The following is a 14,254-nucleotide window of genomic DNA, read 5'->3' as shown; positions in this document are numbered from 1 at the left end:
CCGACGAGCCTTGACGACGAGTATGTAAGGAAGGTCTACTAACAAATGTGATGAACGGGATCGGTCGCAGGCTCCGCCCGGTGGCCAAGGTGCTGCCGGAGGACGGCCGCGCCCACAACCGGTCCCTCATCCTCCAGCAGCTCTTCCACGCCGGACCCGTCTCGCGCGCCGACCTGGCCCGCACCACGGGGCTCACGCGGGTCACCATCTCCGACCTCGTCGCGTCGCTCATGAGCGAGGGACTGGTCGCGGAGATGGGAGTGCGGTCCGAGGGCCGGGTCGGCAAGCCCGCGACGCTCGTCGGCATCCGTCCCGACGCCTTCGAGATCGTCGCGGTCGACCTCACCGACGACGAGTCGATGCACGGCGCCGTCCTGGACGTCTCCGGCGCCGTCGTGCACCGACGGTCGACAGCGCTGGGCGGCCGGACCGGCGAGGACGCCGTCGACGCGCTGCTCGGCCTGTGCCGCGAGCTCGTCGCCCTCGCCACCTGCCCGGTTCTCGGCGTCGGCGTCGGGTCGCCCGGCGTCATCGACGCCGACGGGACCGTCGTCGAGGCGCCCAACCGCGGCTGGTACGACGTCCCGCTCGCCAAGCAGCTCTCCGCGGAGCTCGACCTCCCGGTGCACGTCGCCAACGACGCGAACGTCGCGGTGCTCGGCGAGTACACGTACGGGGGAGCGTCGGGCAGCGGGCTCCTCGTGCTCTCCGTCGGGCAGGGCGTCGGCGCAGGGATCGTGCTCGACGGCGCCCTCGTCCAGGGTCACCGGCACGCCGCCGGGGAGATCGGGCACGTGACCGCCGTCGACGAGCGCGACGCCGCCGAGGGCACCGGGTTCGGGAGCGCCGAGCTGTGCGCGTGCGGCCGCCGCGGCTGCCTCGAGACCTTGCTGTCCGTCCCGGCGCTGCGCCGACGCGTCGCCGGCCTGGACCGCGCCGCCGCCGATGCCGCCCTCGCGGCGGTCGGCCGCCGGCTCGGGATCGTGCTGGCGCCGGTCGCGAGCGCGCTCAACCTCTTCGAGGTGGTCCTGGTGGGCCCCCCGATCTCCTCGACGGACCGCTGCGCGACGCTGCGCTGCAGACCATCCAGGAGCGAACGATGCCGGTCATCGGCAGCGAGCTGCGGCTGCGCATGACCGCTCTCGGCGAGGACGGCGCCCTCTCGGGGGCTGCCGTGCTCGTCCTCTCCGGCCAGCTGGGGGTCTCGTGACCACCGGACGGTCGATCCGCACCCCCGACGACCCACACCTCGTGACGGTGCCTCTGGTGCACCGCACACCCCCGGGAAGGACCGCAACGTGAGAACTGCACGACTTGGAACTGTCGCTGTCGCAGGCATGCTCGCGCTCGCCGCGTGCAGCAGCACGGGAGCGACCGGCACGACCGCCACGACCACGGGACCCGGGAGCGCGGCGACCCCCGACGCGGCCCAGATCCGGCTCTGGCTCAACGGCACGGACACGCCGCAGGAGCTGCGCGACTACCTGACGACCACCTTCGCGGCCGAGAACCCCGGCTCCACGCTCGTGATCGAGGAGCAGGACTGGAACGGTCTGGTGCCCCGCCTGCAGACGGCGCTGGCCTCCGAGTCCCAGACCCCTGACCTCGTCGAGATCGGCAACACCCAGGCCCCGACGTTCACCTACGCGGGCGCCTTCAGCGACATCTCGAGCATGTACGACGAGCTCGGTGGCGACAAGCTGCTCCCCGGCTTCGTGGCGGCCGGCTCGGCGGACGGCAAGCTCTACGCCGTCCCGTACTACTCCGGTGCGCGCGCGGTCTTCTACCGCAAGGACCTCTTCGCCGCCGCGAACGTCACCGTCCCGACGACGCTCGACGAGTTCACCGCCGCGGCGATCGCGCTGCAGACGGCGAACCCGGCCGGCACCCCGAACTTCTCGGGCTTCTGGCTCCCCGGCCAGGACTGGTACAACGGCACCGCGTGGATCTACACGTACGGCGGCGACCTGGCCGTCAAGGACGGCTCGTCCTGGAAGGGCGCGCTGTCCAGCCCGAAGTCCCAGGAGGCGCTCGCCCAGGTGCAGAAGCTGTTCACCGAGGGCACCAAGGCACCGAAGGACGCCGACTCGAACGAGCCGTGGGTCCCGTTCAACAACGGTGAGGCCGCGATGTTCTCCGCGCCGACCTGGGCACGGTGGAGCATCGACCTGCCCGAGTGCAACAAGGGTGTCGCCGCCGACGACAAGTCCGACGCCGCCAAGGCGCTCCTGGCCGACCAGCAGAAGTGCAACGAGGACAAGACCGGCATCTTCCCGCTGCCGGGCCTGACCAAGGGCACGTCCGCGACCGTCTTCGCCGGCGGCTCGAACATCGCCATCCCGGCGAAGTCCTCGCACCAGGAGCTCGCCAAGAACCTGCTGCGGATCATGTTCGGCACGGACTACCAGACCATGCTCGCCAAGAACGGCCTGATCCCGGCGAACAGCGACGACGCGGCAGCCATGGGCACCGACGTGTACGCGACCACCGCGATCTCGGCGGCTCTCGGGGCAAAGCTGACGCCCGCGGCCGAGAAGTGGGCCGACGTCGAGGGCGCCCGGATCCTGGAGGACTTCTTCCAGAAGATCGCCGGCGGGGCGGACCTCGCCTCGACGGCCGCCGACGCCGACAAGCTGATCGCCGACACGCTCAACTGACCGGCCCGCTCGACTGACCGACACGCTCGACCGACCGTCGGGCTCGACCTACCGTCCAGCCCGACCGACCGTACGGAAGGGTGGGGTGCCTCGCCTGTGCGACGCACCCCACCCCCGGCCAGCCCGCGACCGCACCCTGGAGCAGCCATGACCCGGCCACGCGCCGCCGCGGTGCCCGCACCACCCGTCCCGCTCACCGGGACCGCCGCCGACCAGGTCCCGCGTCGGCGACGCCGACCCGTCGGCGTGTACCTCTTGCTCGTCCCCGCGACCGTCGCGATGGTGGTCGGCCTCGGCTACCCGCTCGCCCGCCAGCTGGTCATCTCGTTCCAGGAGTACGGCCTGGCCCAGCAGTTCGGCCGACCGGCCGAGTGGGTCGGGCTGCGCAACTACACCGAGCTGCTGACCGACCCGTACGTGTGGGGCGTGATAGCCCGGTCGCTCGCGTTCTGCCTGGTCAATGCCGTCGTGACGATGGCGATCGGGATGGCGCTCGCGGTGCTCATGGCCAAGGTGGGCAGGGCCGCGCGCATCACGCTCCAGGTGGGGATGCTGCTGGCGTGGGGGACGCCGGTGCTGGCCACGATGACGGTCTGGCAGTGGCTGTTCGACTCGCAGTACGGCGTCGTCAACTGGCTGCTCGCGGAGCCGTTCGGCATGGACGGCATGCGGTACCACTCGTGGCTCATCCAGCCGCTGTCGTTCTACTTCGTCGCAACCGTCATCGTCGTGTGGATGAGCGTGCCGTTCGTCGTCTTCACCGTGTTCGCGGGGCTGCTCCAGGTGCCCGAGGAGACGATGGAGGCCGCGGAGCTCGACGGTGCGGGCGGCTGGCAGCGGTTCTGGCTCATAACCGTGCCGATGGTCAAGCCCGTGCTGTTCGTCGTCGCGCTGCTGCAGGTCATCTGGGACCTGCGCGTCTTCACCCAGATCTACGTCCTGCAACGGGCCGGGGCGCCCACCCGTGAGACGCACCTGCTGGGCACCTACATCTACTCGCTCGCCAAGGAGTTCTCGATGGCCGGAGCCATGGCGACGATCATGCTCGTCCTGACCCTCGCGCTCACGGGGCTCTACATCCGCCGCATGCTGCGCGAGGAGGAGCTGTGAACCGCGTCGGGCGCTGGCTGCTCGGCAGCCTCGCGGTGGTCGTCGCGCTCGCGTGGTCGTTCCCGATCTACTGGATGGTCTCCAGCGCGTTCCTGCCGACCAACAAGCTGCAGACCCCGACCCCGACGTTCTTCCCCCTGCACGGCACGCTGTCGAACTTCCGGCGCGTGCTCGCGGACTCGACGTTCGTCACGTCGTTCCGGGTGTCGCTCGCGGTGACGGCGCTGTCCGTCGTCGCCTCGATCCTCTTCGCGTTCGTCGCGGCCCTGGCGGTGAGCCGGTTCCGCTTCCGCGGTCGCAAGGGCTTCATCGTCGCGATCCTCGTCGTGCAGATGATCCCGGCCGAGGGGCTGTTCATCTCGCAGTACAAGATGCTCGACAGCTGGCGGCTGGTGAACTCCGTGCTCGGGCTGACGATCGTCTACGTCGCAGCGATCCTGCCGTTCACGATCTGGATGCTGCGCGGGTTCGTCGCTGGCGTCCCGATCGAGCTCGAGGAGGCGGGCATGGTCGACGGGCTCTCGCGCACCGGCGCCTTCTTCCGCATCACGTTCCCCCTGCTCGCGCCGGGCCTCGTGGCTGCCGGGGTCTACGGGTTCCTGCAGGCGTGGAACGAGTACACCCTCGCGCTCGTCGTCATGACCGACCCGGCCCAGCGCACGCTGCCGCTCTGGCTGCAGGGTCTGGTCGAGGCGGACCGGGCCACCGACTGGGGCGTCGTGATGGCGGGTGCGACACTCATCGCCGTGCCCGTGATCCTCTTCTTCCTCGTCGTGCAGAACCGCATGACCTCCGGGCTCGTGGCGGGGGCGGTGAAGGGATGAGCAGCGGCTGGTCCGTCGGCCTCGACATCGGGGGCACCAAGGTGGACGGGGTGCTGCTCGACGCCACGTCCTCGGTGCGCGGCACGTTGCGGGCAGCGACCGTGCGCGGCACCGACGGCGTCGTGGCTTGCGCCTCGCAGGTGGTCCGTGAGCTGGCCGCCGCGGCGGGGATCGACACCGCCGACCTCACGGGCGTGGGCGTCGGGGTTCCGGGTCTGGTCGACCCGCGCACGGGCAGCGTGTCGCATGCCGTGAACCTCGGCATGGACCTGAGTGACGTGCCGCTGGGTGCGTTTCTTGCGACCGCGCTGGACGGGGTCACGGTGCGGGTCGAGAACGACGTCAACGCTGCGGCCCTCGGTGCGGCGCACCTGCTCGGGCTCGGCGCGGACCTCGCCTACCTCGCCCTCGGGACGGGCGTCGCGGTCGGGGTCGTGCTCGACGGGCGGCTCCGGCGCGGCTATCGGGGCGGCGCGGGCGAGATCGGCCACGTGCCCTACGAGCCGGCCGGGCCGCTGTGCGCCTGCGGTCAGCGCGGCTGCCTCGAGCTCTACGCGTCGGGTTCGACGCTCGACGCGGCCTGGCCGGTCGGTCCCGGGCTGCGGGCCTCGCACGAGGTCTTCGAGGCCGCGGCAGCGGGCGACCCCCGGGCCGTCGGCGTCCGGGACGCGTTCGTCGAGGCGGTCGCGGCGGCCGTGCGGCTGGTCGTCCTCACGTACGACGTCGAGCGGGTCGTGCTCGGCGGCGGCGTCGCTGAGGTCGGGGAGCCGCTGCTCGACGCGGTCCGCGCCGTGCTGCGCCGGCAGGCCGACGTCTCCGGGCTGCTGCGCAGCCTGGCGATCGCCGACCGGGTGCTGCTCGCGCCAACCGGCGCCCCGGTCGCGGCGGTCGGGGCCGCACTCGCTGTGCGGAGCTCGGTGTAGCGAACCGCTGGTTCGATCACTCGTCGGTCGGCGCCTCATGCGGGTCGCGGGCGGGGGCGTGCAGGTCGAAGTGCACCCCGACCATCCTGATCGCGAAGCACAGCACAGCACCGAGGACGGCTGCGGGCGCGGCTGCGGCCGTCGACGTGCCGGCGAGGGCTGCGACCGTGGCGCCCGCCAGGGCGGGGATGGCGTACAGCTCGCTGGTCAGGACCGACGGCACGTCGCCCACCAGGACGTCGCGCAGGGTGCCGCCGCCCACCGCGGTGATCGCTCCCAGGAGGATCGCGGGAGCAGGCTGGAGGCCGAGCTCGATCGCCTTGTGCGCCCCGGTGACGCAGAAGACCGACAAGCCGATCGCGTCCAGCACGACGATCGCCCGGTGCAGTCCCCGGGGCGGTCGGGCGATCACCCAGGCTGCGGCAGCGCCGGCGCCGGCAGCCGCGAGGTAGTACCAGTGCTCGAACGCCGCCGGTGGGGTCGCGCCGAGCAGGACGTCGCGGACCAGGCCACCGCCGACGGCCGTGATCACCCCGAGCGACAGGACGCCGACGATGTCGAGCCGGACCCGTCGGGACGCGGTCAACGCGCCGTTGAGCGCGAAGGTCACCGTCCCGAGCAGGTCGAGCGCTAGGACGACCTGAGTACCGGTCATGTCGGGGGCCTCCTGTGCACACCGTGCGGACGGCGGGGGCGCGGCCGTCGAGCCGCGCCCCTGGACGAGCGGTCAGTCGTTGTTGTACGTGCGGCCCTTGGGCACCGTCGCCAGGATCGAGATGACCGCGATGAGGGCCAGGACGAGGTTGAACAGGAACGTCACCATCCCGGCCTGCCGTACGGCGGCGTTCTCCTGGATGCCCTGGGTCACGAGCAGCTCGCCGACGATCGAGACGCCGGACCCGAGGAACGAGCTGAAGATCGTCAGCGAGAGAGCCGCACCGATCGCCCCGCCGAGAGAGGACGCCATCTTGTAGATGCCGGCGCCCGACCCGGCCTGGGCCGGCGGGAGGTTGGCCAGCGCCGCATCCGTGGACGGAGTCGCGTAGAACGCGAGCCCGATGCCGAACAGCGTGTACGCGATCACGGCCAGGACCTCGTACTGCCCGACGAGCAGGTTGGTCGGGACGAGCGCGACGCAGGCGAGGGCGACGATGCTCGCGCCCCAGACCATCGGCTTGCGCGGGCCGAACCGGCGCAGCAGCTTCTCGCCGACACGGATGAAGCCGATGATCGCCACGGCGTAGCCGATGGTGAGCAGGCCGGCCTTCCACGGGTCGAACAGCTCGGGCCGGGCGATCTGCAGCATCTGCTGGCTCACGATGAGCAACCCGATGGTGGCGTTGAGCAGGAAGTTCGACAGGGTCGCGCCGGTGAAGGTCGTGTTCTTGAACAGCCCGAAGTCGATGAACGGCCCGGACCGCGAGCGCTCGACCAGGAAGAACACCACGGCGCCGACGACGGCGACCGCGACGAGGGCGAGCGTGCTGGGGCTCGACCAGCCGATCTGGCGCCCGAAGATGAGCACGACCATGAGGGCGAGGACCGTCACCATGAAGATCAGCAGACCGGGCGCGTCGAAGCGCCGGTGGGCCGTGGCCTCGGCCTTGCTCTCGGGGGTGCCCCACATGAGCGCGATCGCCGCCAACGACACGACGATCGACACGTAGAAGATCGCCCGCCAGTTGTAGTTCGACGCGACGAAGCCGCCGAAGAGCGCCGCGACGCCCGAGCCGCCCCACGACCCGATCGACCACATCGAGACCGCGCGCTGGCGTTCTGCGCCGTCCCAGTAGCTCTTCAGCAGGGCCATGGTCGCCGGCATGATGCACGCTGCCGAGAGGCCCTGCAGGGCGCGACCGGTGAGAAGCATGGGCAGCGCCGCACCGCCGGCCGCGAAGACGAGGAGGAGCGACCCCGCGATCCCCAGCACGTTCCCGGCGATCGCGATCCGCACGCGGCCGATCCGGTCGGCCAGGCCGCCCATGAAGACGATGAACAGGCCGGAGAACAGCGCGGTGATCGACACCGCGAGGTTCATCTGGTTGAGGCTGACCGTCGGGTGGGTGATCTGGTCGATCGGCCCTCCGTTGAGGTCGGTCAGCATGGTGCGTGCGACCGTGCCGACGGTCCCGGCAAACATCCAGAACGTGAGGACGCCGAGGACGATGCCGACCAGGAGCTTGTCGTTGCCCTGGTAGGTGGGCTTGGCCGGCGTGGTGACGGCCTGCGAGGCGTTCACGAGAGGTCCTTTCCGAGGTAGGCCATCGCGGCGACGACGACGGCTTCGGTACCGGCGTCGAGCGTGGGCTGGAGGAGTGGTGCGAAGAACGGCGAGTGGTTGGGCACGGCGGTCCCGGGCGCGAAGCCGCCGACTCCCCAGTAGGTGTAGGGCGCGTCGAACGCGTCGGGGATCCGGCTGAAGTCCTCGCTCGCGGGCACCCGGCCCAGCGGCACGACGCGGTCGGCGCCGAAGTGGGCCCGGAACGCGTCGGTGACCTTGCTGGTCACGTCAGGATCGTTGTCGGTCAGGGGGAACTGGTCGTAGTAGTCGAACGTCGGCTCCTGGGGCGAGCCGGCGGCGGCGCACTCGCCGCGGACCACCCGCTCGACGGCCGCGACCACACGCGCCCTGGTCTCGGTGTCGTAGGTGCGCAGGTTGACCAGCAGCGTGGCCCGGTCGGGGATGACGTTGCTCTTGGTCCCCGCGTTGAGCGCACCGACCGTCACCACGGCGAACTCCCCGGGCGGGACCTCGCGCGACACGATCGCCTGCAGGCGCAGGACGATGGCCGAGGCCAGCACGACGGGGTCGACGCCCAGGTGCGGCATGGACCCGTGCGAGCCCTTGCCGAACACGGTGACCTTCACGCTGTCGCCGGCGGACAGGACCGGTCCGGCCTGGGTGGCCAGCACGCCTGCGGTGTGACCGAGGACGTGCTGGCCGAACACCACGTCCGGGCGCGGGACGGCATCGACCAGGCCGCCGTCCACCATCGCCCGCGCACCCGCCGCGATCTCCTCGGCCGGCTGGAAGAGCGCGACGAACGTCCCCGACCATGCGCCGGGCTCCGCGGCGAGCAGCGCGGCGGCACCGAGCAGGCTCGTGATGTGCACGTCGTGACCGCACGCGTGCATCAGACCGACGGTGTCGCCCGACTCGTCGACCGTGGTGTCGGTCGAGGCGTAGGGCAGTCCCGTCTGCTCGGTGACGGGAAGCCCGTCGATGTCCGCGCGGCTGAGGACCACCGGCCCGGGGCCGTTGGCGAGGACCCCCACGACGCCGCCGCCGAGGGTGCGGACCTCGTAGCCGAGCTCGCCCAGGCGGGTGGCGACAAGAGCTCGGGTCTTCTCCTCGTGAAGGCTCAGCTCGGGATGGGCGTGCAGGTGCAGGTAGAGCTCCTCCTGCCAGGCGCGCGTGGCACCCAGGCGGCTGAGCACCTGGTCCAGTGAGGGCACGGTGACTCCTCTCGAAGGACGGATCTGGCGGTCTCGGACGATTCCAGGCTAGGGAGAGCGTTACGATCGGGAACATGGACGATGGAAGTGGTCGGAAGTGACCGCACTTCCGATGGATTCCGTCCTGGACGACGACGATCGACGTCTGATCGCCGCTCTGCAGGTCCGACCGCGCGCGTCCTGGACCGAGCTCGGCGCCGTCCTGGGACCGAGCCCGCTCACCCTCGCGCGGCGCTGGGCCCGGCTGTCGGGGAGCGGGGTGGCCTGGTTGACCGCCGCGCCCAACCTCCAGGCCGGGACGGCGGCACTGGGGCACGGGGTCGCGCTCGTCGAGATGCGCATCCCGCCCGGCCAGGTGCTGCCGATCGCGGCTGAGCTCGCCAAGGTTCCCGAGATCGCCACGATCGACGTGACGGCCGGCAGCCGGGAGCTGGTCCTCACGGTCATCGCCGGCGACGAGGACTCCCTCGCGCAGCTCCTGCTCGAGCGGCTGCACCCCGTCGGAACGGTCATGTCGGTGCACTCGCACCCCGTCACGCGCACCTACGTCGACGGCAGCGGCTGGCGTCTGCCCGGCCTCACGGAACCCGAACGCGCGCGTCTCGGCACGCACCACCCGACCCCGTCCCACCGCGCGCGGGTGACCCCGCTCATGGAAGACGTCGCCCGCGAGCTCGCCCGCGACGGCAGGGTGACCGCACCGCAGCTGGCCGAGGTGCTGGGAGTGCGTCCACGGCGCGCCCGCGAGCTCATCGCCGAGGTGGTCGGGACCGGGCGGCTCCGGTTCCGGGCCGAGCTCGCACGCCGCCACTCCGGGTACCCGATGTCCGCGTGGTACTTCCTGCGGACCCCGGCGTCGCAGCGCGACAAGGCGGCCCAGCGGATCGCCACGCTCTCCGAGGCCCGCGCCGTGGTCGCGATCATCGGCCGGTACGACCTGGCCGTCGACGTGTGGACCCGGACGCTCGACGACGTCCAGCGGCTCGAGGCGACGCTCGAGGAGCGGATGCCCGGCGTCGAGATCGCCGACCGCGCCGTCGTGCTGCGCACCGTCAAGCTGATGGGCCGCCTGCTCGACGACACCGGCGCGGCCCGCGGGTTCGTCCCTCTGCCGTCCTACCTCAAGGGCGGGCCGATCTAGCGCCCGACCCCCAGCGTCAGCGCGAGCAGCACCACGTTGAGCGCGACGATGAGGAAGGCGCTCGTCCAGCTCGCGACCCGCAGCGCGGGGGAGTCCACGTTCTCGCCCATGACCTCGCGGTTGCCCGTGAGCCGGATCAGCGGGATGAGCGCGAACGGGATCCCGAAGCTCAGGAGGACCTGGCTGAGCACGAGCGCCGACGTCGGCTCGACGCCGACGGCGAGCACCGCGAGGGCCGGGATGAGGGTGACGAGGCGGCGGAGCAGCAGCGGCACGCGCTTGTGCAGCAGGCCGCTCATGATCGCCGCGCCCGCGTAGGAGCCCACCGACGTCGACGCGAGCCCCGAGGCCAGCAGGCCGAGCGCGAACACGACGCCGATGGTCGGTCCGAGGGCGGCGGTGATCGCCGCGTGCGTGCCCGCGATCGTGTCGGTGCCCGCGGTCCCGGCCAGGCTCGACGCCGCGACGAGCAGCATGCCGATGTTGACCGCGCCGGCGACGAGCAGCGCGAGGGCGACGTCCCAGCGCGTGACGCGGATGAGCCGCCTGCGGATCTCGGCCGCGGGGTGGTACCCGTGCCGGTCGCGAGCGAGCGCCGAGTGCAGGTAGATCGCGTGCGGCATCACCGTCGCGCCGAGCATCGACGCCGCGAGCAGCACCATGTCGGCGCTGTGCATCCGCGGGACCAGCCCGGCCAGGGCGCCCCGCAGGTCGAACGGGCTGACCACCAGCGGCGCGAGGAAGCCCGCGGCGATGATCACGAGGAGCGTCATGACGATGACCTCGAAGCGTCGCTGACCGCGCGTCGACTGCACCGCGAGGAGGAGCATCGACGCGATCCCGATGATGACGCCACCCGCCAGCAGCGGAAGCCCGAGCAGCAGGTGGAGCGCGACCGCCCCGCCGATGACCTCCGCGAGGTCGGTCGCGCCCGCGACGACCTCGGCCTGCACCCAGTACAGCCGCCGAGGCGTCGTCCGCAGGCGCTGCCCGAGCAGCTCGGGCAGGCTGTGCCCGGTCGCGAGGCCGAGCTTGGCCGACTGGTACTGGACAATGACGGCCATGGCGTTGGCCATGACCAGGACCCAGACGAGCGTGTAGCCGTACCGCGACCCGGCCGTGATGTTCGCCGCGACGTTGCCCGGGTCGACGTAGGCCACCGAGGCGACGAACGCGGGCCCGAGCAGAACGAGGCGTGACCGCCAGGGTCGGACCGGGCGGCCGGCTGCGAGCGAGCTGCTGGTCACACCGTCCCCTTCGGGCGGCCGGGCACGGGCGGGCACAGGCGGGCACGAGCGCGCCGAAGCGCGGGCACGGGCGTGCGGAGACCTTACGTGCGCAATTGCCCGACCTCCAAGACCGTGCGGGCGCAAGGTTCGACCGGACCGGTTAGCGTGCAGGTCATGAGCGCTCTCAAGGTCTTGTTCATCGGCGGCAGCGGTGTCATCAGCTCGGCGAGCACGCGGCTCGCGGTGGAGCGGGGCATCGACCTGCACGTCCTCAACCGCGGGTCGAGCAACGCCCACCCGCTGCCCGACGGCGTCACCGCCCTGCACGGTGACATCCGCGACGCGGCGTCGGTCCGGGCGGCACTGGGCGACAGCGAGTTCGACGCCGTCGTCGACTGGGTCGCGTTCACCCCCGAGCACGTCCGCGCCGACGTCGAGCTCTTCACGGGCCGGACCGCGCAGTACGTGTTCATCAGCTCCGCCTCGGCATACCAGACGCCGCCCGCGCGCATCCCGGTCGTCGAGTCGACGCCTCTGCGCAACCCGTTCTGGCAGTACTCGCGCGACAAGATCGCGTGCGAGGACGTGCTCGTGACGGCCTACCGCGACGCGGGGTTCCCCGCGACGATCGTGCGCCCCTCGCACACCTACGACCGCACGCTCGTCCCGTTCGACGGGGGCTGGACGGCTGTCGAGCGCATGCGGCAGGGCAAGGAGGTCGTCGTGCACGGCGACGGCACGTCGCTGTGGACGCTGACCCACCATGACGACTTCGCGAAGGGGTTCGTGCCGCTGCTCGGCCATGCGCGCACGATCGGCGACACGTTCCACATCACGTCGGACGACGCGCTGACCTGGAACCAGATCGCCGACGCGCTCGCGTTCGCGGCCGGGGTCGAGGTGAGGATCGTGCACGTCCCGTCGGACGCGATCGCCGCGGCCGACCCCGAGTGGGGCGCGGGACTGCTCGGCGACAAGGCGCACTCGATGGTGTTCGACAACTCCAAGCTGCGCAGCGTCGTCCCCGAGTTCACCGCGACGATCCCGTTCGAGCAGGGTGCTCGCGAGATCGTCGCGTGGCACGACGAGGACCCGACCCGCAAGCGGGTCGACCCGCGGCTGGACGCGCTCATGGACCAGCTCGTCGACACCTACCGCGTGGGCTGACCCCCTCAGGGGTGCTTGAGCACCACGACGGGGATCTCACGCGTCGTCTTGCGCTGGTAGCCGGCGTAGTCCGGGAACGCCGCGACCGCGCGCTCCCACCACAGCGCCTTCTCCTCGCCATGGACCTCGCGCGCGACCAGGTCCCACTTCTGCGGGCCGTCCTGCAGCTCGACCGCGGGGTGGGCCTTGACGTTGGCGAACCACACGGGGTTGGCCGGAGCGCCGCCGAGTGAGGCGATGACGGCGTAGGTGCCCTCGTGCGCGACGCGCATGAGGGCGGCCTTGCGCAGCTTGCCGGACTTCGCGCCGACCGTCGTGAGGATGACCACCGGCATCCCGCGCAGGGTCAGCCCCTGCGTGCCGCCCGAGCTCTCGTAGAGGTCGACCTGGTCGCGGACCCACTTCTGCGGGCTGGGCTCGTACTCACCGACAAGAGGCATGGGGACAGTCAACACCGGGCCCGTCGTTCGCGTGGGCCGGGTTGCGGCGAAAACACGCGACATGTCGGGTATGACGTAGGTCCCTGGTACCTCACGGCTGCGCGCGCCACGGTGAAGTGATTCCCGAGAGGTGAGGTCCAATGGCGGACGACGTGCGGGTTCTCGGTATGGACGGCCTTCAGCAGCTCATCGACGTGCTCGCCGGGCACGGGTACTCGGTCGTCGGGCCGACGGTCCGTGACGGGGCGATCGTCCCCGGTCCGGTCCGCACGGTCGACGACCTGCCTCGGGGCTGGGGTGACGAGCAGGACGCCGCGCACTACCGCCTCACGCGACGCGACGACGACGCGGTGTTCGGCTTCGCGGCGGGCGCCCAGTCGCCCAAGCCCGTGTTCTTCCCCGCCTCCGAGCTGTTCTGGCGCGGGCGGCGGACCGGCGAGGAGTTCACCGTCAACGAGGAGGGACCGGAGGCCGACGGCCACGGTCTCGGTCCGTACGCGCTGCTCGGGGTGCGCTCGTGCGACCTGCACGCGCTCGCCATCCACGACGTCGTCCTGCTCGGCCGGAACCATGTCGACGTCCGCTACGCCGCCCGCCGCGAGGGCACCTTCGTGGTCGCGGCGACCTGCAGCAGCCCGAGCGGCACGTGCTTCTGCGCGTCGATGGGCACCGGACCGCGACCCGACGCCGGGTACGACCTGGCGCTCACCGAGCTGCTGGTCGGAGGGCCGCACCGGTTCCTCGTCGAGGTCGGGACCCCGCGCGGGGCCGAGGTCCTCGAGGAGGTGGAGTCGGCCGAGGCGCTCCCGGTCGACGTGCAGGGTGCGGACGACGTCGCCGCCTGGGCGGCCGCGCACATGGGACGGACCCTCGACACGGAGGGCATCAAGGACGTGCTGTACGCGAACGCCGAGAGCCCGCGCTGGGACGACGTCGCGTCGCGGTGCCTCGCGTGCACCAACTGCACGCTCGTCTGCCCCACGTGCTTCTGCACGTCGGTCGAGGACGTCGCCGACCTCACGGGCGACGTGGCCGAGCGGCGCCGGGTCTGGGACTCGTGCTTCACCCAGGACTTCTCCTACATCCACGGCGGCAGCATCCGGCCCGAGATCCGGTCGCGGTACCGCCAGTGGATGACCCACAAGCTCGCCGCCTGGATCGACCAGTTCGGCACGTCGGGGTGCGTCGGCTGCGGCCGGTGCATCACGTGGTGCCCCGCGGCGATCGACATCACCGCCGAGGCCGCAGCGCTGAGCTGGACCCCGCAACCCGCCGTCACCACCTGAGACCACCCGGACCCGCAGGAG

Annotated in this window: 13 protein-coding genes; 8 read left to right on the top strand and 5 right to left on the bottom strand. The window is 71.6% G+C overall.

Annotated elements, in window-relative coordinates:
- Positions 1-50 precede the first annotated feature (50 nt).
- The 5 genes from DDP54_RS03315 to DDP54_RS03295 all read left to right on the top strand — a co-directional run bounded on the left by DDP54_RS03315 (position 51) and on the right by DDP54_RS03295 (position 5,514).
- Positions 51-1,136, top strand: coding sequence for an ROK family transcriptional regulator (locus DDP54_RS03315; RefSeq protein ID WP_347338528.1), 1,086 nt, complete (start codon positions 51-53; stop codon positions 1,134-1,136).
- Between the two features lie 162 nt (positions 1,137-1,298).
- Positions 1,299-2,657, top strand: a complete 1,359-nt coding sequence (locus DDP54_RS03310; RefSeq protein WP_242448195.1) for an extracellular solute-binding protein — start codon at positions 1,299-1,301, stop codon at positions 2,655-2,657.
- Between the two features lie 147 nt (positions 2,658-2,804).
- Entirely contained in the window at positions 2,805-3,767 is a 963-nt protein-coding gene (locus DDP54_RS03305; RefSeq protein ID WP_109130543.1) for a sugar ABC transporter permease, read from the top strand.
- The gene (locus DDP54_RS03300) at positions 3,764-4,591 is read left to right on the top strand and encodes a carbohydrate ABC transporter permease (protein WP_242448194.1); all 828 of its coding nucleotides are present in this window, start codon (positions 3,764-3,766) and stop codon (positions 4,589-4,591) included. Before DDP54_RS03305 ends, DDP54_RS03300 begins: the two co-directional genes overlap by 4 nt.
- A complete protein-coding gene (locus DDP54_RS03295) occupies positions 4,588-5,514 on the top strand; it encodes an ROK family protein (protein WP_109130542.1) in 927 nt (308 codons plus the stop codon). Before DDP54_RS03300 ends, DDP54_RS03295 begins: the two co-directional genes overlap by 4 nt.
- 16 nt (positions 5,515-5,530) lie before the next feature.
- On the opposite strand, the gene DDP54_RS03290 is transcribed toward DDP54_RS03295, so the two are convergent.
- The 3 genes from DDP54_RS03290 to DDP54_RS03280 form a co-directional block, all read right to left on the bottom strand.
- Positions 5,531-6,169, bottom strand: coding sequence for a trimeric intracellular cation channel family protein (locus DDP54_RS03290; protein ID WP_109130541.1), 639 nt, complete (start codon positions 6,167-6,169; stop codon positions 5,531-5,533).
- Positions 6,170-6,241: 72 nt separating this feature from the next.
- Entirely contained in the window at positions 6,242-7,753 is a 1,512-nt protein-coding gene (locus DDP54_RS03285) for an MFS transporter (protein WP_109130540.1), read from the bottom strand.
- The gene (locus DDP54_RS03280; RefSeq protein ID WP_109130539.1) at positions 7,750-8,970 is read right to left on the bottom strand and encodes an amidohydrolase; all 1,221 of its coding nucleotides are present in this window, start codon (positions 8,968-8,970) and stop codon (positions 7,750-7,752) included. Before DDP54_RS03280 ends, DDP54_RS03285 begins: the two co-directional genes overlap by 4 nt.
- Before the next feature lie 112 nt (positions 8,971-9,082).
- Between DDP54_RS03280 and DDP54_RS03275 the strand changes: the two genes are divergently transcribed.
- Entirely contained in the window at positions 9,083-10,111 is a 1,029-nt protein-coding gene (locus DDP54_RS03275; protein ID WP_109130538.1) for an Lrp/AsnC family transcriptional regulator, read from the top strand.
- Here DDP54_RS03275 and DDP54_RS03270 read toward each other — a convergent pair.
- The gene (locus tag DDP54_RS03270) at positions 10,108-11,358 is read right to left on the bottom strand and encodes an Nramp family divalent metal transporter (protein ID WP_109130537.1); all 1,251 of its coding nucleotides are present in this window, start codon (positions 11,356-11,358) and stop codon (positions 10,108-10,110) included. The genes DDP54_RS03275 and DDP54_RS03270 overlap by 4 nt on opposite strands.
- Before the next feature lie 156 nt (positions 11,359-11,514).
- On the opposite strand from DDP54_RS03270, the gene DDP54_RS03265 reads away from it, so the two are divergent.
- Complete coding sequence (locus DDP54_RS03265) at positions 11,515-12,507, top strand: SDR family oxidoreductase (RefSeq protein ID WP_109132318.1); 993 nt, start codon at positions 11,515-11,517, stop codon at positions 12,505-12,507.
- A gap of 5 nt (positions 12,508-12,512) precedes the next feature.
- Here the strand turns inward: DDP54_RS03265 and DDP54_RS03260 are convergent, their stop codons facing one another.
- Complete coding sequence (locus DDP54_RS03260) at positions 12,513-12,947, bottom strand: nitroreductase family deazaflavin-dependent oxidoreductase (protein ID WP_109130536.1); 435 nt, start codon at positions 12,945-12,947, stop codon at positions 12,513-12,515.
- Between the two features lie 140 nt (positions 12,948-13,087).
- Here DDP54_RS03260 and DDP54_RS03255 point away from each other — a divergent pair, with 140 nt between their 5' ends.
- The gene (locus tag DDP54_RS03255) at positions 13,088-14,233 is read left to right on the top strand and encodes a 4Fe-4S dicluster domain-containing protein (protein ID WP_109130535.1); all 1,146 of its coding nucleotides are present in this window, start codon (positions 13,088-13,090) and stop codon (positions 14,231-14,233) included.
- Positions 14,234-14,254: the final 21 nt, after the last annotated feature.

Source organism: Cellulomonas sp. WB94 (assembly GCF_003115775.1).
Lineage (GTDB): Bacteria > Actinomycetota > Actinomycetes > Actinomycetales > Cellulomonadaceae > Cellulomonas_A.
This window is presented reverse-complemented; position numbering and strand designations above follow the sequence as displayed.